The 20,102-nt window shown below is 67.8% G+C and carries 18 protein-coding genes; 6 read left to right on the forward strand and 12 right to left on the reverse strand.

The annotated features are described in order from the left end of the window. The first annotated feature begins 153 nt into the window (after positions 1–153). Genes ACYJP6_RS15170 through ACYJP6_RS15180 form a run of 3 tightly spaced genes read left to right on the forward strand, consistent with a single transcriptional unit; the run spans position 154 to position 3,153 of the window. Positions 154–1,134: a Bug family tripartite tricarboxylate transporter substrate binding protein gene (locus ACYJP6_RS15170; RefSeq protein WP_459475849.1), complete on the forward strand. Its 981-nt coding sequence runs from the start codon at positions 154–156 to the stop codon at positions 1,132–1,134. A gap of 50 nt (positions 1,135–1,184) precedes the next feature. Continuing rightward, complete coding sequence (locus ACYJP6_RS15175; protein ID WP_459475850.1) at positions 1,185–1,643, forward strand: tripartite tricarboxylate transporter TctB family protein; 459 nt, start codon at positions 1,185–1,187, stop codon at positions 1,641–1,643. A 1-nt stretch (position 1,644) separates the two neighbouring features. Then, positions 1,645–3,153 carry a tripartite tricarboxylate transporter permease gene (locus tag ACYJP6_RS15180; RefSeq protein ID WP_459475851.1) on the forward strand — a complete coding sequence of 503 codons (1,509 nt, stop codon included), beginning with the start codon at positions 1,645–1,647 and terminating at the stop codon, positions 3,151–3,153. A 155-nt stretch (positions 3,154–3,308) separates the two neighbouring features. On the opposite strand, the gene ACYJP6_RS15185 is transcribed toward ACYJP6_RS15180, so the two are convergent. The 7 genes from ACYJP6_RS15185 to ppc all read right to left on the reverse strand — a co-directional run bounded on the left by ACYJP6_RS15185 (position 3,309) and on the right by ppc (position 10,574). Next, on the reverse strand, positions 3,309–4,091 hold the full coding sequence (locus ACYJP6_RS15185) for a class I SAM-dependent methyltransferase (protein WP_459475852.1): 783 nt from the start codon (positions 4,089–4,091) through the stop codon (positions 3,309–3,311). A 31-nt stretch (positions 4,092–4,122) separates the two neighbouring features. Continuing rightward, a complete protein-coding gene (locus ACYJP6_RS15190) occupies positions 4,123–4,824 on the reverse strand; it encodes an extensin-like domain-containing protein (protein ID WP_459475853.1) in 702 nt (233 codons plus the stop codon). 107 nt (positions 4,825–4,931) lie between these two features. Then, entirely contained in the window at positions 4,932–5,789 is an 858-nt protein-coding gene (locus ACYJP6_RS15195; protein ID WP_459475854.1) for a DUF72 domain-containing protein, read from the reverse strand. Further along, positions 5,789–6,139 (reverse strand): hypothetical protein, encoded by a 351-nt coding sequence (locus ACYJP6_RS15200; protein WP_459475855.1) that lies wholly within the window; start codon positions 6,137–6,139, stop codon positions 5,789–5,791. The genes ACYJP6_RS15195 and ACYJP6_RS15200 overlap by 1 nt, the downstream gene beginning before the upstream one ends. Before the next feature lie 139 nt (positions 6,140–6,278). Further along, positions 6,279–6,962 carry a tRNA (adenosine(37)-N6)-threonylcarbamoyltransferase complex dimerization subunit type 1 TsaB gene (tsaB, locus tag ACYJP6_RS15205; RefSeq protein ID WP_459475856.1) on the reverse strand — a complete coding sequence of 228 codons (684 nt, stop codon included), beginning with the start codon at positions 6,960–6,962 and terminating at the stop codon, positions 6,279–6,281. Positions 6,963–7,099: 137 nt separating this feature from the next. Further along, positions 7,100–7,747: an adenylate kinase gene (adk, locus tag ACYJP6_RS15210; protein ID WP_459475857.1), complete on the reverse strand. Its 648-nt coding sequence runs from the start codon at positions 7,745–7,747 to the stop codon at positions 7,100–7,102. Between the two features lie 190 nt (positions 7,748–7,937). Beyond that, positions 7,938–10,574 (reverse strand): phosphoenolpyruvate carboxylase, encoded by a 2,637-nt coding sequence (ppc, locus tag ACYJP6_RS15215; RefSeq protein ID WP_459475858.1) that lies wholly within the window; start codon positions 10,572–10,574, stop codon positions 7,938–7,940. Between the two features lie 164 nt (positions 10,575–10,738). Here ppc and ACYJP6_RS15220 point away from each other — a divergent pair, with 164 nt between their 5' ends. From ACYJP6_RS15220 to ACYJP6_RS15230, 3 genes are all read left to right on the forward strand, one after another. Next, positions 10,739–11,074, forward strand: coding sequence for a pilin assembly protein (locus ACYJP6_RS15220; RefSeq protein ID WP_459475860.1), 336 nt, complete (start codon positions 10,739–10,741; stop codon positions 11,072–11,074). A 268-nt stretch (positions 11,075–11,342) separates the two neighbouring features. Continuing rightward, positions 11,343–11,774 carry a DUF4398 domain-containing protein gene (locus ACYJP6_RS15225; protein ID WP_459475861.1) on the forward strand — a complete coding sequence of 144 codons (432 nt, stop codon included), beginning with the start codon at positions 11,343–11,345 and terminating at the stop codon, positions 11,772–11,774. A 45-nt stretch (positions 11,775–11,819) separates the two neighbouring features. Further along, positions 11,820–12,593, forward strand: a complete 774-nt coding sequence (locus ACYJP6_RS15230) for an OmpA family protein (protein WP_145007977.1) — start codon at positions 11,820–11,822, stop codon at positions 12,591–12,593. A gap of 63 nt (positions 12,594–12,656) precedes the next feature. Here ACYJP6_RS15230 and ACYJP6_RS15235 read toward each other — a convergent pair whose 3' ends face one another. The 5 genes from ACYJP6_RS15235 to msbA form a co-directional block, all read right to left on the reverse strand. Further along, complete coding sequence (locus ACYJP6_RS15235; RefSeq protein ID WP_459475862.1) at positions 12,657–14,126, reverse strand: helicase HerA-like domain-containing protein; 1,470 nt, start codon at positions 14,124–14,126, stop codon at positions 12,657–12,659. Positions 14,127–14,179: 53 nt separating this feature from the next. Next, the gene (hldE, locus tag ACYJP6_RS15240; RefSeq protein ID WP_459475863.1) at positions 14,180–15,607 is read right to left on the reverse strand and encodes a bifunctional D-glycero-beta-D-manno-heptose-7-phosphate kinase/D-glycero-beta-D-manno-heptose 1-phosphate adenylyltransferase HldE; all 1,428 of its coding nucleotides are present in this window, start codon (positions 15,605–15,607) and stop codon (positions 14,180–14,182) included. A gap of 351 nt (positions 15,608–15,958) precedes the next feature. After that, positions 15,959–17,368, reverse strand: coding sequence for a PIG-L deacetylase family protein (locus tag ACYJP6_RS15245; protein WP_459475865.1), 1,410 nt, complete (start codon positions 17,366–17,368; stop codon positions 15,959–15,961). A gap of 1 nt (position 17,369) precedes the next feature. Then, entirely contained in the window at positions 17,370–18,266 is an 897-nt protein-coding gene (locus ACYJP6_RS15250) for a GNAT family N-acetyltransferase (RefSeq protein ID WP_459475866.1), read from the reverse strand. Beyond that, entirely contained in the window at positions 18,260–20,071 is a 1,812-nt protein-coding gene (gene msbA / locus ACYJP6_RS15255) for a lipid A export permease/ATP-binding protein MsbA (protein WP_459475867.1), read from the reverse strand. Before msbA ends, ACYJP6_RS15250 begins: the two co-directional genes overlap by 7 nt. Positions 20,072–20,102 lie beyond the last annotated feature (31 nt).

The raw sequence follows: 20,102 nt of genomic DNA on the forward strand, positions 1-20,102 counted from the left end.
GGCCGACAACAATAACAAGCGGAACGACATCCATGCTCGCCCTCGTGCAGCTTCCCGTGCTCCCCCTTCCGGTTTCCGAACGATCGCCGCCCTGGCGAGCCTGAGCCGTGTCCGCCTGTCAGCTTCTGAAATAACAACAAAAGGAAGACGTCGATGAGCACCACCTTGCGCACCCTCACCCTGACCCTGGCCGCCTCCGTGCTGCTGTCCGCCCAGGCCATGGCCGAACCCAAACGTCCCGAGTGCATCGCCCCGGCCTCGCCCGGTGGTGGCTTCGACCTGACCTGCAAGCTGGCCCAGAGCGGCCTGGTGGAAGCCAAGCTGCTGGACAAGCCCATGCGGGTGACCTACATGCCCGGTGGCGTGGGCGCAGTGGCCTACAACACCGTGGTGGCCCAGCGGCCGGCCGATGGCGACACCATCGTCGCCTTCTCCAGCGGCTCGCTGCTGAACCTGGCCCAGGGCAAGTTCGGTCGCTTCGACGAGAAGGCGGTGCGCTGGCTGGCCGCGGTGGGTGCCAGCTATGGCGCCATCGCGGTCAAGGCCGATTCGCCCTACAAGACCCTGGGCGACCTGGTCGAGGCGCTGAAGAAGGACCCGAGCAAGGTGGTGATCGGCTCCGGCGGTACCGTCGGCAGCCAGGACTGGATGCAGACGGCGCTGATCGCCAAGGCCGCCGGGATCAATCCCAAGGACCTGCGCTACGTGGCACTGGAAGGCGGCGGCGAGATCGCCACCGCGCTGCTGGGCGGGCACATCCAGGTCGGCAGCACCGACATCTCCGACTCCATGCCCCATGTCGAGGCCGGCAACATGCGCCTGCTGGCGGTGTTCGCCGAGCAACGTTTCGACGAGCCAGCGATGAAGGACATCCCCACCGCCCGCGAGCAGGGCTACGACATCGTCTGGCCGGTGGTCCGCGGCTTCTACGTCGGCCCGAAGGTCACCGACGAGCAGTACAACTGGTGGAAAGCCAGCTTCGACAAGCTGCTGGCCTCCGACGACTTCGCCAAGTTGCGTGACCAGCGCGAGCTCTTCCCCTTCGCCATGACCGGCTCCGAACTGGACGCCTATGTGCAGAAGGAAGTCGCGCGCTACCGCAGCATGGCCAAGGAATTCGGCCTGATCCAGTAACGCGCCCTGCCGCCCCGGCGCCCATTCAGGGCGCCTTCGAGGATGTCGACATGATCTTCCAACGCGCCTTCATGGCGGTCTGGCTGGTGGCCGGACTCGCCATGCTGTTCATCGCCCGGGATTACCAGGCGCCCTTCTCCTACGAGCCGGTCGGTCCGCGGGCCTATCCGATGCTGATGTTCGGCCTGATGAGCCTGGGCCTGGCCTACCTGATCATCCGCCCCACGCCGATCGGCGACGGCGAAGACCAGAAGCCGCTGGACGCCTCGTCGCTGCGCAAGGTGGTGGCCTGCTGCGTCATCCTGCTGGGCTACGCCCTGACCTTCCAGCCGCTGGGCTTTCCGCTGAGCGCCTTCATCACCGCCACCCTCTGCGGCCTGCTCTACGGCGGCCGCCTGGTGCCCTGCGCCCTGGTTAGCCTGTTGCTCGCCATCGGCCTCTATGTGCTGTTCGACCGGGTGATGGAAGTCCCCCTACCCCTTGGCGTGCTGGAATTCCTGGAGGGCTGACATGGATACCCTGAACTTTCTCATGCAGGGCTTCGGCGTCGCCCTGACGCCGACCAACCTGATCGTGGCGCTGATCGGCACCCTGATCGGCACCGTGGTGGGCCTGCTGCCGGGTCTCGGCCCGATCAACGGCATCGCCCTGCTGATCCCGGTGGCCTTCGCCCTGGGCCTGCCGCCGGAGACCTCGCTGATCCTGCTCGCCGCCGTCTACCTCGGCTGCGAATACGGCGGGCGGATTTCCTCGATCCTGCTGAACATCCCCGGCGAAGCCGCGACCATGATGACCTGCCTGGACGGCTATCCGCTGGCCCGCCAGGGCCTGGCCGGCGTGGCCCTGTCGCTGTCGGCCTGGAGCTCCTTCATCGGCGCCTTCATCGCCACCTGCGGCATGGTGCTGTTCTCGCCACTGCTGGCCAAGTGGGCGATCGCCTTCGGTCCGGCGGAATACTTCGCGCTGATGGCCCTGGCCATTCTCAGCCTCTCCGGCATGGCCGCCGAGAAACCGGTCAAGACCCTGGTCGCCGCGCTCTTCGGCCTGGCCATCGCCTCGGTGGGCATCGATGCCAACAGCGGCGTCTACCGTTTCACCTTCGACAACGTGCACCTGGCCGATGGCATCGACTTCGTGATCCTGGTGCTGGGCCTGTTCTCGGTGAGCGAGCTGCTCCTGCTGCTGGAGCAGACCCATCACGGCCAGGTGGCGGTCAAGGCCACCGGACGCATGCTGTTCAACGTGCGGGAAGCGCGCAGCGTGTTCATGGTCAACCTGCGCAGCTCGGTGAGCGGCTTCATCATCGGCGTGCTGCCCGGCGCCGGCGCGACCCTGGCCAGTGCCCTGGCCTACACCACCGAGAAGCGCATGGCCGGTGCCGATGGCAAGTTCGGCAAGGGTGACCTGCGCGGCCTGGCGGCGCCGGAGACCGCCATCGGCGCGGCGGTGTGCGGCAACATGATCCCCATGCTGACCCTGGGCATCCCCGGCTCGGGTACCACCGCGGTGATGATCGGCGCCCTTACCCTCTACAACATCACCCCCGGCCCGCTGCTGTTCCAGAACGAGCCGAACCTGGTGTGGGGGCTGATCGCCTCGCTGTTCATCGCCAACGTGATGCTGCTGATCCTCAACGTGCCCATGGTGAAGATGTTCACCAAGATCCTCGATGTCCCGAACTGGTCGCTGGCACCGGCCATCGCCATCATCACCGGCATCGGCGTCTATGCGGTGCATGCCACCACCTTCGACCTGGTGCTGATGGTCTGCGTGGGTATCTTCGGCTACATCATGCGCAAGCTGGACTTCCCGCTGTCGCCGCTGCTGCTGGGCTTCATCCTCGGTGAGCTGATGGAGACCAGCCTGAGACGAGCCCTGTCGATCTCCAACGGCGAGGTGGGCATTCTCTGGCAGAGCGGCATCAGCCAGGCCATCTGGATCGTCTGCATCCTGATGGTGGCCCTGCCCTTCTACCGTTCCTGGCGCAAGCGTCGCGCGCCCAAGGCCGCGACCGTCTGACCTAGCGGCAGCTCAAGCCCGCGGCCGGAGTCCTTCCGCCTGCGGGCTTTTTCGTTCAGAGCGGCTGGCAGGCGGGTACGCGCGGCGCGCAGAAGCCGCATCGAGAGCACTGCACGCGCCCGTCTGGCGGACGCGCAGTAGGTTTGCTAGCCGCTCTAGGAGGACTTGAAGCTCTTCTTCGGATAGATGTCGTAGCGGCTGGATTTGCCCTCCAGCACATAGCCGGGCTTCACCCCTTCGATGACCGGTGCCTTGCGCGGGCGTTTGACCACCACCCGGTGGGTAGCGCGGGCCAGGGCCGCGGCGAGCAGCGCCGGGGCGTCCAGGTCGTCGCCCACCAGCGGCCGGAACAGGCGCATTTCCTTTTTTACCAGGGCGCTCTTGTCGCGATGGGGGAACATGGGGTCCAGGTAGATCACCTCGGGCGCCTCACCCTCCCCGCCCTGCAGATAGGCCGTGGAATCGGCCTGCACCAGGCTCATCAGGGCGACGATGCCAGCGGCCTCGGGGTCCCGCGCCGCGCGCGCCAGGCCGTCTTCGAGCAGGGCGGCGATCAGGGGCTGGCGCTCCACCAGGGTCACCTGGCAGCCGAGGGTGGCCAGCACGAAGGCGTCGCGCCCCAGGCCGGCGGTGGCATCGAGGATCCGCGGCCGGACGCCCGGACCCACACCCACCGCCTTGGCGATCATCTGCCCGGCACCGCCGCCGAATTTGCGCCGATGCGCCGCCGCGCCCTCGACGAAATCCACCCGCACCGGGCCGGGCGCGTCCGGACCGCGCTGGACCAGTTGCAGACCCTGGGCACCGACCTGCACCGCGAAGTCTTCGGCGGTGGCCGTGCCCAGGGGCAGGCCCAGGCGCGTTGCCCAGGCGGCAGCGGCCTCGCTGAAGGCAGGTTCCAGGGCTTCGACGATGAGCGAGGGGCTAAGGGTGGACATGGGCGACTCGATGGCGGAAAGACCGGTCATTCTACCGGCAGACGCGAAAGCCACCCATGTCGACGTGGAAATGATCGCGATGCGCGGCGTTGTAGTCCGGCCCCAGGGTGGTGTTGAAGGCGCGGCAGGCACCCTCGCGTACCAGCCGCAGGAAGCGCTGCGCCTGGGCATCGCCGTTCCAGTCCCGGGCCACGCTGATGCGGCGGTCGTCGGCCAGGCGCAGGGCGGCGATGTCCAGGGCATTGGCGCTGGCGTGCTGGCTCCGCCGCCCGGTGGCCCGGCCATAGACATTGCGACAGGCGAAGCTGCCATAGTGCTCCACCTCGGCCACCCGTTGCCCATAGACCGCCTCGGCAGCCGGTTGCAGTGCCTGCCGCTCGAACAGGGCGAAACTCACCGCCAGCGGGCAGCTGGCGATGAAACTACCGCTCAGCCGTACGCCTTCACCGCGCTGGATGCGGACCGCGCGCTCCAGCGGGCAGTCGGCCGACCCCGGATTACCCCGGAGTTCGCGATAGCTGAGCGCCGAGGTGGCCAGCGAGGCCGCGCAATAATCGGCATCCGCCTGCAGGCGCCAGAGCTTGAGGCGGGTGACGGCATTGGTGGGTGCCTGGATATCCAGGGGCGCCCAGGGATTGTAGGCCGGCGGGATGCGCAGCCAGCCCTGGTCGAAAGCGGTATGCAGACCACTGTAGAACAGGATGACGAGACCGAGCAGGTGTCTGGCTTTCATGCGGCGCGCTGGAGGGGATTCGCGAAGCGGAGTCTCCATCAGACCCGAGCGGGCCGCGGGAATGCCGGTGAAAACGTCGCCAAACGTATCGCGCCGGCAGGTACTGGCTAGAGCAGGCCGAGTTGCTCGGTGTCGGCGGTACTCAGCTCGGGCAGCGCCGGCAGGCCGGTCAGTCGCTCGCGCAGCTGGGCGTGGAATCTCAGGGCCAGCTCGGGCGCCTGGCGATTGTCCGGGGTATGCAAGAAGACATAGGGCACCTTGCCTGCCTCGATCCAGTCGGCCACCCGGGCGATCCACTTGGCCAGGTAGTAGTCGTTGGCGGCCAGCTCCAGGCGACCGATGAAGCGCACCTGGGGATGGGCGCTGAAGGCCAGGGCACGGGCCGGTACCCGTGGCTTCTTGGCCTGCGCCAGGCGTACCTCCGGTTCACTGGGGTCGGCGCTGAACAAGGCCGCTGAATCCAGGCCGACGCGCTCCACGCCCAGCTCCAGGAGCAGTCGATTCAGCGCCCGCTCGGTCTCGCCCTTGTCGAAGAAGGCCAGGTGGCGAACCTCCACCGCCAGGGCGCAACGGGGCGCCATGGCCGTGAGGAACACCCGCAATTCATCCAGGCGTTCCGGACCGAAACCGGCGGGCAGCTGCAGCCATAGCGGACTGGCGCGCTCGCCCAGGGGCGCTAGCAGTTCGAGGAAGGTCCGGGCGCTGGCCAGCTGCACCCGTAGGTCGTCGGCATGGCTGATGTCACGGGGAAACTTGGCGCAGAAGCGAAAGCCGGCCGGCATCAGCTCGGCCCAGCGGCGGATGGTGTCGGCTGACGGCCAGGCATAGAAGGTGGTATTGCCTTCCACGGCGTTGAACACCTGGGCATAGCGCGGCAGGAAGTCGGTGGGCCGCAGGCCGTGGTAGAGGCTCTCGCGCCAGGCGTTGTCGTTCCAGGAAGGACAGCCGAGAAAATACGGCAGCATCAGGCGTAGAGGTCGAGACCCACGACGCTGGAGGAGCCTTCGGGCTCGGCGCCGAAGGTGGCGGTGCTGCCATAGCTGGCCAGGGCCTGCTGGGCACGGACGGTGAGCTGACTGGCGAAGCGGCCCTGCCGCTCGCTGAGCACCAGGCCATTGTCGCCCGCGTGGCCGGTATCGGTCGCCGTGGTCGCTTCGACACGGCGTACCGGGGGCTGGGCGGTGGTACCCGCCTCCTTGGCGACGGCGTTCTGGCGGGCGTCCTCATCCTTCGCCACCTCGCGTACGGGCGTGACCGCGCGCGAGGAACGATTCAGGGGATAGGCGGAGGAGGAATAACCGCTGTCGATGCGCATGGGCGGGTCCCGAACGGATGACGCTACTCTATGTAGGGTCGAAGGCGATGGCAATCAAGGGCCGGACACCCGTCACGACAGGCAGACGAGCGGCGTTCAGTTATTGGACGCCCGACCGGCACCCTCGGTTTCCGCGCCCTCAGCGCGACTGTTTGGGAGTGGCGACCCGGTCACGCAGATAGACGGGTTGCGCCGCTTCGGACTCCGCCGCCACGGCCTCGCCTCGTTGCCAGGCCACGGCGGCCAGGACCGCCAGGTCCTGCGCATGGGGCAACAGGGTGGCATCCGTCTCCGCCACAGGCACGGCCATCCGGCCGACGTAGCCCCAGCCGGTTCCGGCGCCGAACCAGTCGCCGCTGGCGGTCGCGGGCAGGACGATGGCTTCGGGCGCCAGCACGGCTTCCGCGCCCGTCAGCACCATGGCCTCGCCGTCCAGGCGATAGCAGCCCCAGTACACCTCGTCCATGCGCGCATCGATGGCCGCCGCCACCTGGGTGACGCCCCGTTCGCGCCAGGCGCGCTGGGCGATGATCGCCAGATTGGACACCGGCAGCACCGGTCGCTCCAGCCCGAAGGCCAGGCCCTGGACCACGCCGATGGCGATGCGTACCCCGGTGAAGGCGCCGGGGCCGCGGCCGAAGGCGATGGCGTCCACCTGAGCCAGGCTCAGGCCGGTCTCGGCGAGCAGCTCCTGCACCATGGGCAGGACCCGCTGGGCATGCAGGCGCGGGGCGATCTCGTAGCGATGGATGATCTCGTCGCCCAGGTGCAAGGCGACCGAGCAGGCTTCGGTGGCGGTGTCGAGGGCGAGCAGGATGGACATGAGGCGAATCCGCAACGGCTGGGAAGGCCGCGCATTCTAGAGCAAGACGGGACGCGAGGGGACCCGCCCATCGGTCACGACGCCAGGACGGCGCCTTGACCGGGCCGCCTGCAGGCACAGGCGGCCTTGACCAACTTTTAGCTCAGGGCTTGCAGCACCTTGGCGGTGATGGCATCCACCGAACCCACGCCCTCGATGCGGCTGCACTTGGGGGTGCCCTGGGCAGCGCCGAGCTTCTGGTAGAAGTCCACCAGCGGCTTGGTCTGGGAATGATAGAGGTCCAGGCGCTTGCGAATGGTGGCTTCGCGATCGTCCTCGCGCTGCACCAGCGGCTCGCCGGTCAGGTCATCGGTGTCGGCGACCTTCGGCGGATTATGCTGGACGTGATAGACACGGCCGGAACCCGGGTGCACGCGGCGACCGGACAGACGCTGGACGATTTCCTCGTCGTCGACGGCGATTTCCAGCACATGGTCGATCTTCACGCCGGCGGCTTCGAGGGCCTCGGCCTGGGGAATGGTGCGCGGGAAGCCATCGAAGAGGAAACCCTGGGCACAGTCGGCGTCCAGGATGCGCTCGCTGATCAGGGCGATGATGATCTCGTCGGAGACCAGGCCGCCATTGTCCATGATGTCCTTGACCTGCAGGCCCAGGGGCGTGCCGGCCTTGACCGCGGCCCGCAGCATGTCGCCGGTGGAAACCTGCGGAATGCCGAATTTTTCAGTGATGAACCGGGCCTGAGTACCTTTGCCGGCACCGGGCGCTCCCAGCAGGATTACGCGCATCTGTTGCTCCTTAGAATGGTCTCGGACTGGCAGCCCGCGCAGGGCGCTGTCGCGATGATTGTTGTCGACGACACGAGACGGCCAAAGGGACCAACCATACACAGCGCCCCCTGGCCGCACAAGTTACCAAGCGTCGCAGGTGCCGGGCCCGTCCAGACGACCCCGGGCCCTGGCAAAAGCGACGGTCTGTTCAACCGGTATTGCGCAGTCCTGCGGCGATCCCGGCCACGCTCACCAGCAGCGCCTGATCGAGCGCCGCCGGCTGGCTTTCGCCCGCCGCCCGCGCCCGGGCCAGCAGTTCGATCTGCAGCAGGTGCAGCGGATCGAGATAGGTGTTGCGCACGGTGATGAACACCAGGGTGTCCCGGTGATGTTCGAGCAGCTCCTGCTGGCCGGTCAGGCGCAGCACCGCGACGCCGGCCTGGCGTAGTCGCTCGCGCAGCTGGCTGCCGAGCACCTGCAGCTCGGCGTCCACCAGGCGCTCGTCGTACAGCCGCGCCAGCTCGGCCTCGGCCTTGGCCAGCACCATCTCCAGCATGTCGATACGGGTCTGGAAGAACGGCCAGCGCTCGCGCATCTCGCGCAGCAGCGGCGACTCGCCGCGCCGCTCGGCCTGCTCCAGCGCCGCCTCCCAGCCAAGCCAGGCGGGCAGCATCAGGCGGGTCTGGGTCCAGGCAAAGATCCAGGGAATCGCCCTGAGGCTTTCCACGCCGCCCTCGCGACGCTTGGCCGGCCGACTGCCCAGGGGCAGTCGGCCCAGCTCCAGCTCCGGCGTGGCCTGGCGGAAATAGCTGACGAAATGCGGATCTTCGCGGACCACGCCGCGATATGCCTGCAGGCTGTCGCGGGCCAGGCGATCCATCTGCTCGCGCCAGGCCGGTTCGGGCGCCGGCGGCGGCAGCAGGGTGGCCTCCAGCACCGCACCCAGGTAGAGCGCCAGGTTCTGCTCGGCGATGGCCGGCTGACCGAACTTGAAGCGGATCATCTCGCCCTGCTCGGTGGTGCGGAAGCGCCCGGCCACCGAGCCCGGCGGTTGCGAGAGGATGGCCGCGTGGGCCGGACCGCCGCCACGCCCCACGGTACCGCCGCGGCCATGGAACAGCAGCAGCTCGACGCCGCGGCTGGCGCAGATCTCCACCAGCGCCTCCTGGGCCCGGTACTGGGCCCAGGCCGCCGCCAGGGTACCGGCGTCCTTGGCCGAATCCGAATAGCCGATCATGACCTCCTGGGGGCCGGCCAGACGCTCGCGATAGTCGGGCAGGTCCAGCAGGCTGGCGATGGCGGTGCCGGCGTGATCCAGGTCGTCGAGCGTCTCGAACAGCGGCACCACGCGCATGGGCTGGCGGACGCCACATTCGCGCAGCAGCAGCTGCACGGCGAGGACATCGGACGCCGCGCCGGCCATGGAGATGACATAGGAGCCCAGGGCGTCGGGCGGCGAGGCGGCGATCACCCGGCAGGTGGCGAGCACCTCCTGGGTATCGGCCGCCAGCTCGGCATCCAGTGGCAACAGGGGGCGCCGGCTGTTCAGCTCGCCGCGCAGGAATTCCAGGCGCTGCTCCTCGCTCCAGGCGGCATAGTCGCCCAGGTTCAGGTAGCGGCAGATGTCGGCCAGGGCCGCGGCATGCCGTGCGGCATCCTGGCGGATGTCCAGGCGGACCAGATAGAGGCCGAAGGTACGGGCCCGGCGCAGGGTATCGAGCAGGGAGCCGTCGGCGATGACACCCAGGCCACAGTGCTGCAGGGAGTCGTAGCACAGCTGCAGTGGCGCGATCAGCTCGGCGTTGTCGCTGAGGATATGACGGGCGCCGGCATGGGGATCGGTGATGGCGTGGGCCGCCCAGCTGCGGGTGATCTGCAGCCGCTCGCGCAGCACCTTGAGCACCTTGCGATAGGGTTCGGGGTGATCGCCGGCCTGTTCGCGCAAGGCCGGACTTGCCGCCTGCATGGACAGCTCGGCGGCCAGGCGGTCGACATCGCGCAGGTAGAGATCGGCGGCCATCCAGCGCGCCAGCAGGAGCACCTCGCGGGTGATGGCGGCGGTAACATTGGGGTTGCCGTCGCGGTCACCGCCCATCCAGGAGGAGAAGCGCACCGGGGCCGCCGTCAGCGGCAGCCGCTGGCCGGTGCGCTCCTGCAGGCAATCGTCCAGCTTGCGCAGCAGGCTGGGTATCGCCTGCCAGAGCGAATTCTCGATCACCGCGAAGCCCCACTTGGCTTCGTCCACCGGCGTCGGCCGCTGGCGGCGGATCTCCTCGGTGTGCCAGGCCTCGGCGATGAGCCGCCGCAGCCGGGCCTCGATAGCGGCCACCTCGGTGGACGTCAGATCGCGGTGATCGAGCGCCGCCAGTTGCGCGCTGATCTCGTCGTATTTCTGGATCAGGGTCCGCCGCGACACCTCGGTCGGGTGGGCGGTCAGCACCAGGTCGATGTCCAACGCCGCCACCCGCCCGGCCAGCTCGGCCCCGGAGTGCCCGGCCGTGCCCAGGCGCTCCAGCAACTCGGGCAGCACCTGTTGCTCGAAAGGCGGCGGCTCGTCTTCGGTGCGCCGCCGGACGCGGTGATATTCCTCGGCGATGTTGGCCAGGTTGAGGAAATGGCTGAAGGCCCGGGCGACAGGCAGCAGCTCGTCCTCGGCCAGGGTATCCAGAGTGTCGCCGAGCTGGCGCGCCCCTTCCGCGGAACCGCCACGCGCCGCCTTGGCGCCCTTGCGGATCCGCTCGATCTTGTCGAGAAAGGCTGCGCCATGCTGGTCGGCGATGGTCTGCCCCAGCAGATCACCCAGCAACCGCACCTGCTCGCGCAGACGAACGTCGATTTCCACCATTTCGTGCTCCTCGAAAGTACCGGTTCGGACCTCAGGGCCACCACTGCGGTCTAGCGCAGAGGACAGCACCCTACTGCCCTGGTTGCAAGCCCCCGGCCCTTGCAGGGTGCCCAGGCTTGCTCGACCTGAATATCCGACCTTTGCCTAAGCCACGGGAGATCCCCATGAAGATTCGCGAACTCGCTCACCAATGGGAGCAGCAGGCCACCACCCCCAGCACCACGCGCAGCTACCGCCTCGACCTGGAGCTGGAAACCGCGGCCCGGCTCGAGGCGCTGCGCGAGCTCTATCCCCAGCGTACCCCCGAAGCCCTGCTGAGCGAATTGCTGGCGGCAGCCTTCGAGGAACTGGAGGCCAGCTTTCCCTACGTCAAGGGCGACGAGGTGGTGGCCACCGATGAGCTCGGCGACCCACTGTATGCGGACGCCGGAACAACCCCGCGCTTTCTCGAACTGGCGCGCAAGCACCTGCACCGCCTGCAGACGGAAACGGGCGCCTAGCCGCCGACCTGCACCTTTACCTACAGGGCTACCGCTCTGCGAAGGGCCTTGGCGCCAGGGCGAAATTCGATAGCCAGTGAACATTTTTGGCGGATGAGCGGTCACAGGATCAGACCGCAGCGCTGGACGAGGGCTGTCTGACAGCACCCGCCCATGGACCTTGAAGGAACGGGCAGGGCTTGCCTCCACGTGCGGCTTTCAATGACCAGGCGCCCGCCTCGCCCATGCCGGCGGCGCGCTTTTCGGATCAACAACGGAGCTTGAATCCATGAAGAGTGCCACTGCCCAAACGTCCTTCTCCAAAGCCTGCACCCTGAAACTTGCAGCCCTCGCCCTGGGCAGCTCGCTGCTGCTGGCCGGTTGCGCCGGCAACCCGCCGACCGCCCAGATGGCCGTGACCCAGTCCGCCGTCAACGAGGCCGTCAGCTCCGGTGGCAACCAGTTCGCGCCCATCGAGACCAAGTCGGCCCAGGACAAGTGGACCCAGGCGCAAACCGCCCTCTCCAACGAAAAGTACGCCGAAGCCAAGCAACTGGCCGAACAGGCCGAGTGGGATGCCCGCCTGGCCACCCGCAAGACCCAGGCCGCCAAGGCCGAAGCCGCGCTCAAGGATGCCCAGAACAGCATCCAGCAGATCCGTGAGGAAGGTCAGATCAACCTGCAGCTCCAGCAGAATCTGCAGAAGAAGGTCCAGCAGTAACAGACCCGCTCCTTCTTACCTTCACGAATTCAAAGGATGACCACCATGCGTAAACATATTCTGATCCCTGCCGTGTCGCTGCTCAGCCTGGCCCTGGCCGCCTGCTCCACGCCGCCCAACCCCAACCTGGAACAGGCCAAGTCCGACTACTCGGCGCTGGAGTCCCAGCCGCAGGCCGCCCAGCTGGCCGCCCTGGAGACCAAGGACGCCGGTGCCTGGCTGCAAAAGACCGAGAAGGCCTACAAGGACGGTGAGAACGAGAAGACCGTCGACCAGCTGGCCTACCTGACCAACCAGCGCATCCAGACGGCCATGCAGACCATCAAGCTGCGCATGACCGAAGCCCAGATGCAGAACGTCGACGCCGAGCGCACCCAGGCCCGCCTGGACGCCCGTACCGCCCAGCTCAAGCAGCTGCAGGACGCCCTGCAGGCCAAGCAGACCGACCGTGGCACCGTGGTGACCTTCGGTAACGTGCTGTTCGACTTCAACAAGGCCGAGCTCAAGCCCCAGGGCTATGCTAACGCCCAGAAGCTGGCTGACTATCTGAAGCAGAATCCCGAGCGCAAGGTGATCGTCGAAGGCTACACCGACAGCGTCGGTGGCGATGCTTACAACCAGCAGCTTTCCGAGCGTCGCGCCCAGGCCATCCAGACCGCGCTGATCAGCGCCGGCGTGGAGCCGAGCCGCATCCAGACCCGCGGCTACGGCAAGGCCTTCCCGGTGGCCAGCAACAGCAATGCCTCCGATCGCGCCCTGAACCGTCGGGTGGAAGTGACTATCTCCAACGACGCCAACCCGGTCGCCCCGCGCATGTAATGACTGCCTAGCGCACAAGAAAGACCCCGCCTCGGCGGGGTCTTTTTTTGGCTGGCCGAGCGGCTAGCGACGCTTGCCGCCCAACAGCGAACCCAACAATCCCCGCACCAGCTGGCGCCCCAGCTGATTGGCCGCCTGGCGCGCGGCGGTCTTGAGCGCCTGGCCCGCCAGTTCGCCGACCAGATCGCCCAGGGCGCCGCCCTGCCCCGGCTTTGCCGGCGCGGGCGCCTCTTCGGGTATCCGCGCGGCCTGACGATCACGCAGGATCTCGTAGGCCGACTCCCGATCCACCGGCCGGTCATAACGCCCCGCCTGGGGTGACTGACGAATCAGCGCCTGGCGCTCGGCCTCGCTCAGCGGGCCGACCCGCGATTGCGGTGGCGCTATGGCCACGCGCTCGACCATGGCCGGGGTGCCCTTGTCCTCAAGGCTGCCCACCAGGGCTTCGCCAATGCCCAGCTCGGTCAACACCTCCAGGCTGTCGAAGGCCGGATTGGCGCGGAAGCCGTCGGCCACCGCGCGCAGGGCCTTCTGCTCCTTGGCGGTGAAGGCGCGCAGGCCGTGCTGGATACGCAGGCCCAGCTGGGCCAGGATGGCGTCCGGCAGGTCAGCGGGCGACTGGGTGACGAAGTAGACGCCGACGCCCTTGGAACGGATCAGCCGCACCACCTGCTCCAGGCGATCACGCAGCGCCTTGGGCGTATCGCCGAAGAGCAGATGGGCCTCGTCGAAGAACAGCGCCAGCACGGGTTTGTCGGCATCGCCCCGCTCGGGCAATTGCTCGAAGAGCTCAGCCAGCAGCCAGATCAGGAAGGTGGCATAGACCTTGGGCGCCTCGTGCACCAGGCGGCTGGCGTCGAGCAGATGGATGCGCCCGCGGCCATCGGCCTCAGGGCGCAAGACGTCTTCCAGTTGCAAGGCCGGTTCGCCGAAGAAGGCCTCGGCGCCCTGCTGCTCCAGGGTGGCCAGGCGCCGCAGCAGTGCCTGGGCCGAGGCACCGGTGAACAGGGCGCGGTCTTCGCCGAGGGCTTCGGGTTGCTCGCGCAGGTGATTGAGAACGGCCTTGAGATCCTTGAGATCGAGCAGCAGCAGGCCTTCGCGATCGGCCAGCTTGAAGGCGGCATGCAGGGCGGCCTGCTGGCTGTCGGTCAATTCCAGCAGATTGCCCAACAGCAGCGGGCCCATCTCGCTCAGGGTGGTCCGCAATGGATGGCCGCTCCGGCCGTCAACGTCCCAGAGGGTGACCGGATAGGCCTGGGGCTGGTGCGGCAGGCCCTGGGCGGCGATCCGCTCGGCCAGCTTGCCCTGGGGCGCGCCAGCGGCACCCAGGCCGCAAAGGTCACCCTTGATATCGGCGGCGAACACCGCGACGCCGGCATCGCTGAAGGCTTCGGCGAGCCGTTGCAGGGTAACGGTCTTGCCGGTGCCCGTGGCCCCGGCGATGAGCCCGTGCCGATTGGCCAGCTTCAGGGGATGACCGAGGGGTTGACCATCGGTGCGGGTACCAAGGATCAGGTGGGGCGTCGAAGGCATGGCGCAGCTCCATAGCGGTTCTGCGCCCAGCTTAACCCGAGTGCCGCCAGCGGTCAGGTACGGTTGCGGATCCGCTCGACGATGGCGGTGGTGGAGCTGTTCTCCACCAGGCCGAGGATGCGCACCTCGCCGCCGTAGCCCTGCACGATCTGGGCGCCGACCACCTCTTCGACGCTCTTGTAGTCGCCACCCTTGACCAGCACGTCGGGGCGCACCTGCTCCAGCAGCCGCTCCGGGGTGTTCTCGCTGAAGGGAATGACCCAGTCCACCGCGCCGAGACCGGCCAGCACCGCCATGCGCCGGTCGACGCTGTTGATGGGGCGACCCGGGCCCTTGAGGCGGGTGACCGAGGCGTCGTCGTTGACCGCCACGATCAGGCGATCGCCCTGGGCGCGCGCCTGCTCCAGGTAGGTCACATGACCGGCGTGGAGGATGTCGAAGCAGCCGTTGGTGAAGACGATCTTCTCGCCATGGGCGCGGGCGTCCTCGATGGCCAGTTGCAGTTGCTCCAGGGTCAGGACGCCACGCTCGGAGCCTTCCGAGCGCTGCACCGCGCGGCGCAGCTCGGGGGCGCTGATGGCGGCGGTACCCAGCTTGCCGACCACGATGCCGGCGGCCAGGTTGGCCAGGGCCACGGCCTGGGGCAATTCCTCGCCGGCCGCCAGGGCGGCGGCCAGGGTGGAAATCACGGTGTCGCCGGCGCCGGTGACGTCGAACACCTCGCGAGCGCGGGCCGGCAGGTGCAGCGCCGCCTGGCCTGGCCGTAGCAGGGTCATGCCGTGCTCGCCGCGGGTCACCAGCAAGGCGCCCAGGTCCAGGCGCGCCATCAGCTCGCTGCCCTTGGCCACCAGCTCGGCGTCGTCGGCGCAGACGCCAACGATGGCTTCGAATTCGGACAGGTTCGGGGTGATCAGGCTGGCGCCCCGGTAGATGGAGAAATCCTTGCCCTTGGGATCGGCCAGCACCGGGATGTTGCGCGCCCGGGCCAGCTGGATCAGCGCCTGGTGGTTCTTCAGCGCGCCCTTGCCGTAGTCCGAGAGCACCAGCACCTTGACCCCGGCCAGCATGGCGGCGGTGTCCGAAGCCAGCGCCTGGGCGTCGGTGTCGAAGGGTTCCTCGAAGTCGACGCGGATCAGTTGCTGGTGACGACTCATGATGCGCAGCTTGACGATGGTCGGTTGCTGGGCGATGCGCTGGAAGCGCACCTGCACATGGGCGGCTCTCAGGCTGTCGGTCAGGGCATCGGCAGCCTCGTCCTGGCCGGTGACGCCGACCAGGTAGGCCGGCGCGCCGAGGGCGGCGATGTTGAGGGCGACGTTGGCCGCGCCACCGGGACGATCCTCGTGCTGGTCGACCCGCACCACGGGTACCGGCGCCTCGGGGGAGATCCGCGAGGTGGTGCCGTGCCAGTAGCGGTCGAGCATCACGTCGCCAACCACCAGGACCGGCGCGAGATCGAAGCGAGGCATGGTCAGCTTCATAGGGACAGGCTCCAAAGCGCGAAAATGGCGGCGATCATAGCATAGGGGCCAAGGCGCCCCGGAAGCGCCTGCCAGCGGGAAAGGCCGGGCTCAGGGCCCGTTCATAATCTCGCGAGCTGGAGCCAAACAAGGCGCAACGACCCACGGGAGTAACAGCCAAGGGCTGGCCCGAAGGGTGAGCGCTAGCGAATCAAAGGCCTGAGGGAACGGATCGGACTCGCGCTCGACCGGGCTCGCGCACGAGTTTACGAGCGGTAAATGAGCATGGCGACGGGGCCGCCCAGGCCGGGCTGGCGACCAGGGCCTTTTCAACGCCGTTTGGCCGACGCGCAGCAGCTTCTGAATAGGCTCTCAGGGCCGGCGATTGATCCAGAACAGCTCGTGACGCCGCACCGCCTTGCGGAAGAACTCGTCTTCCCCGGTGCGCGGCCAGCGGCGCCCGGCCAGCAGCCACTGGATGGCGCGGCGCAGGCGCTTCTTGGCCGGCAGCGGCACCAGCAGGTCGTGCTGCAGGCCCAGGGCCATGGCCTTGTCCAGCCGGCGCTCCGGCGTCAGCAGCGGACTCCAGGGCACCAGGGGCGTGGGTGTCTCGATGGCCGGTGGCAAGGCGATACCGCCCTCGGCTGGGCCCATGGGCCAGCGGTCGTTGTCGTGCAGGTGGTTGGCATAGAGCAGCTCGAACTCGGGCTGCCAGTCGCTCGCGGCCATGGCCTCGCGCAGGGCCTGGGTGCTGGCGACGTGATCGGCATGGGGATCGATCTCGGGATGCGGCAGCACCACCACCTCGGGACGGAAATGCTCCAGCAGCGCCACCAAATCGGCCACCAGGTTGCGCCAGCTGGGGATGCCGTCGGCATCCCCGGGCAAGTCGAAGGCATTATAGCGGCGCGCGCTGCGAATATCGCCTTCGCCGGATTCGCGGGAACCGCAGGCTTGATCCGGCGCCTGGCGCATGGCCGGCAATTGCAGGCAGTAGTAACCCAGTTGGAAGCAGCGCTCGGGCAGTACCCCACCCCACAGCGGGGTGACCAGGCTGTCCCAGGTGCGCAGCCGGCCCTTGAGCCGGGCAGCCGCCTGGCGGTCGAGGCCCAGGCGCTGGTAGTGCTCGGCCTCGATCTCGCCCTGGGTCAGGGTGACGATGCTGGTCTCCCGGGCCTGGCTGTAGAGACCGAAGGCGGCCAGCTCGGCGTCGTCGGCATGGGGGGCGATGACCATCACGCGCTTGGTAGTGAAATCCGGCTGGGCGAAGACATGCAGGCGCAACTCCCCCTGCAGGCGGCAGAAGCGGGTCCAGAGTTGCAACTCGCCACGGCGCAAGGCCTCGGCGTAGCCACTGAGGTTGACGTAGCGGCGCCCGGCCACGCCGCGCTCGAAGTCCTGGCGGTCCACGTCGTCGCCCGCCCGCAACCGCACCTGGGGATCCAGCAACCGGCCGAGCCAACCGGCCCGCAGGCGGCACTCCAGGAACAGCGTCAGCTCGCCCGGCGGCAACTCCACCGCGGCCAGCCGGCCCTGCTGCAAATGCAGGCCCAGCACGAGGGTGTCGGCAGGAAACTGGTACTGGTAGCTGTCCCGCGGCGAGTAGAAGAGATGATCGGCGAACCAGGCTTCATGCCCGACCCAGACCAGCAACGCCAGCAACGGCGCGCTCCACCAGGGCCCCAGCGCCAGGCAGCCGAGCAGGACCACGGCGATGACCAGCAGGGCCAGCCGCTTGTGCCGGCGATGACGTTTGAGCAGGGCTTGTTTGCGGGCAGTCATCTCAGCTCTCGAAGACGGTGACGCGGTGGCACCAGCGGTCCTTGTAGTCGCGGTCGGCGCGGCCGAAGGAGTAGCGCAGCGCCTTGTCCAGGGCACGGGCATCCTGCCAGGCCGCCTGGGTGTTCAGATAAGTGAGAACGCTGCCCGGACTGAGGTCGCTGCAACTGGGATCGACGCCGCCATTGACGTATTCGACGCTGATCCACTCGGGCGCTTCCACCCGATAGAGCACCTGGATGGCCACCGGCCGCTCGCCGAGCATGAGCACCGAACCGGTCATGAAATCGCGCAGTAGGGCGAACACCTCGGCCAGCCGCGCCTTGCCCGGCACCTCGAAGCCCCAGCGCGACTCGAACAGCTCGGCATAGATCCGCGCCTGCTCGGCACTGTCCAGCTCGGCCATAGGCAGGGCGCGGCCACCGGCGTCTTCGAAAAGGCGCTGCTCGCGTCTCTGGTTGTAGCGGAATTTCTTCGACCAGGCCTCCGGCTCGCGGAGCATGGCCAGTTCCTCGCTCTGCCGACGCAGCCCAGCAAAGCGCTCTTCGCACAGCGGCGACAAGTAGCGGGCACGCTGGCGCAGGGGTGCCGCAGCGCCCTGGGCGGCGGGCAGGATGATCTCGGCATTGCCCAGGTCGAACAGGGCACGCTGGCGGCGCTGCTTGAGCACCGCGCGGGACAGCGCCAGTTCGCGGCCCCAGCAGGGCACCGCGGCCTGCCAGCCGTCGGCGCCGGCCCAGCCCAGGTAGCGCACCGGGATACCGGCCAGCTCGGCCAGTCGAGCGATCACTTCCGGGTGAGTGACGACGCTGCCGCCGTAACGCTGCCAGGTGGCGGCATAGTCGGCGGCGGAAATCGAGGTCCAGCCGCGCTCACGCCAGAAACGCAGTCGGTTCAGCATTCGATCGTCGGCGCCGGCGGCGCGACCTCCTCGAATTGCTTGGCATGTAGGCGGGCATAGTAGCCGTTCAGCGCCAGCAGCTCGCCGTGGCTGCCGCGCTCGACGATGCGGCCATTGTCCATCACCAGGATCAGGTCGGCCTTCTCGATGGTGGAGAGGCGGTGGGCGATCACCAGGGTGGTACGGCCTTGCATGACGCGATCCAGCGCCGCCTGGATATGCCGCTCGGATTCGGTATCCAGGGCCGAGGTGGCCTCGTCGAGGATCAGCAGCGGCGCATTCTTCAGCAGGGCCCGGGCGATGGCCAGGCGCTGACGCTGACCGCCGGACAGCAGCACGCCGTTCTCACCGACCTGGGTATCGTATTGCTGCGGCAGGCGCTCGATGAATTCGTCGGCATAGGCCGCTTCGGCCGCTGCCTTGACCTGCTCCATGGGCGCCCCGGCCAGGTCGCCATAGGCGATGTTGTTGGTGACGCTGTCGTTGAACAGGGTGACGTGCTGGGTTACCAGGGCGATATGCCGGCGCAGATTGGTCAGCCGGTAGTCCTGGATCTCCAGGCCATCGAGCAGGATCTCGCCCTGCTCGTGCTGGTAGAAGCGCGGAATCAGGTTGGCCAGGGTCGACTTGCCACTGCCCGAGCGGCCCACCAGGGCCACCATCTGGCCCGGCTCGGCGACGAAGTCGATGCCCTCCAGCACGGCCTTGTCGGTGCCGGGATAGCGGAAGGTGAGGTTGCGCACCTCCAGCCGACCCTGGACACGCTCGCGCTCCTCGCGGCCCTCGTCACGTTCGGCGGGTTCGTCGAGCTGCTCGAAGATGCTTTCCGCGCCAGCCACGCCGCGCTGGATGGTGGAACTGACCTCGGAGAGCTGGCGGATCGGCTTGGGCAGCAGGCCGGCCATGGTGATATAGGCCACCAGGTCCCCGGCGGAAGCCTCGCCGCGCAGCCAGAGCACCAGGAACATCAGCACCGCCATGGCCGAATAGATCACCAGCTGCAGCATGGGGGTATAGACCGCTCCGGTCTTGGTCATGGTCAGCTGCTTGTCGGTGTTGGCGACGCTGGAATCGAGGAAGCGCTGCTGCTCGTAACGCTCGCCACCGAAGCTGCGCACCACCCGATAGCCCTGGATGGCCTCGGAGGTGATGTGGGTGACGTCGCCCATGGCCGACTGGATCTTGCTGCTCTGCTTGCGGAACTTGCGACTGGCGCTGGTCACCATCAGGGCGATCAGCGGCAGGATGGCCACCATCACCAGGGTCAGCTTCCAGTTCATCCACAGCAGGGAGGCGAACAGGAAGACCACCGTCATGCCCTCGCGGATCACTACCTTGATCGCCTCGGTGGCGGCGCCGGTGACCATGGTGACGTTGAAGGTGATGCGCGAGATCAGGTGGCCGGAGTTGTTGGCATCGAAGTAGCGGTTGGGCAGCCGCAGCATGTGGTTGAACAGCGCCACCCGCAGGTCATGCACCAGTCCCAGGGAAACCCGCGCCAGGAAATAGTTGCCGAGAAAGGAACCGACGCCCTGCCAGGCGGCGATCAGGATGATCATCAGCGGCACCGCCTGGACCAGGTGCAGGCCGCCGATGAGCGGCCACCCCGGGAACATCGAGGCATTGGGATTGTTCAGGCCATCGACGAAGTACTTGAGGATGCCGGCCAGCATCGGCTGGGTGGAGGCGAAGATCAGGAAGCCGACGATACTCAGGGCGAACATGCCGATGTAGGGCCGCACGTAGCCGAGCAGGCGGAAATAGATCTTCAGACTGGAAGTCTGCGCAGGGGAGTCTTGGCTCATGGTCTCGTCGTGACGCAAAAGCGCCATGTTA

The sequence above is a fragment of the Pseudomonas sp. No.117 genome (genome assembly GCF_054558395.1).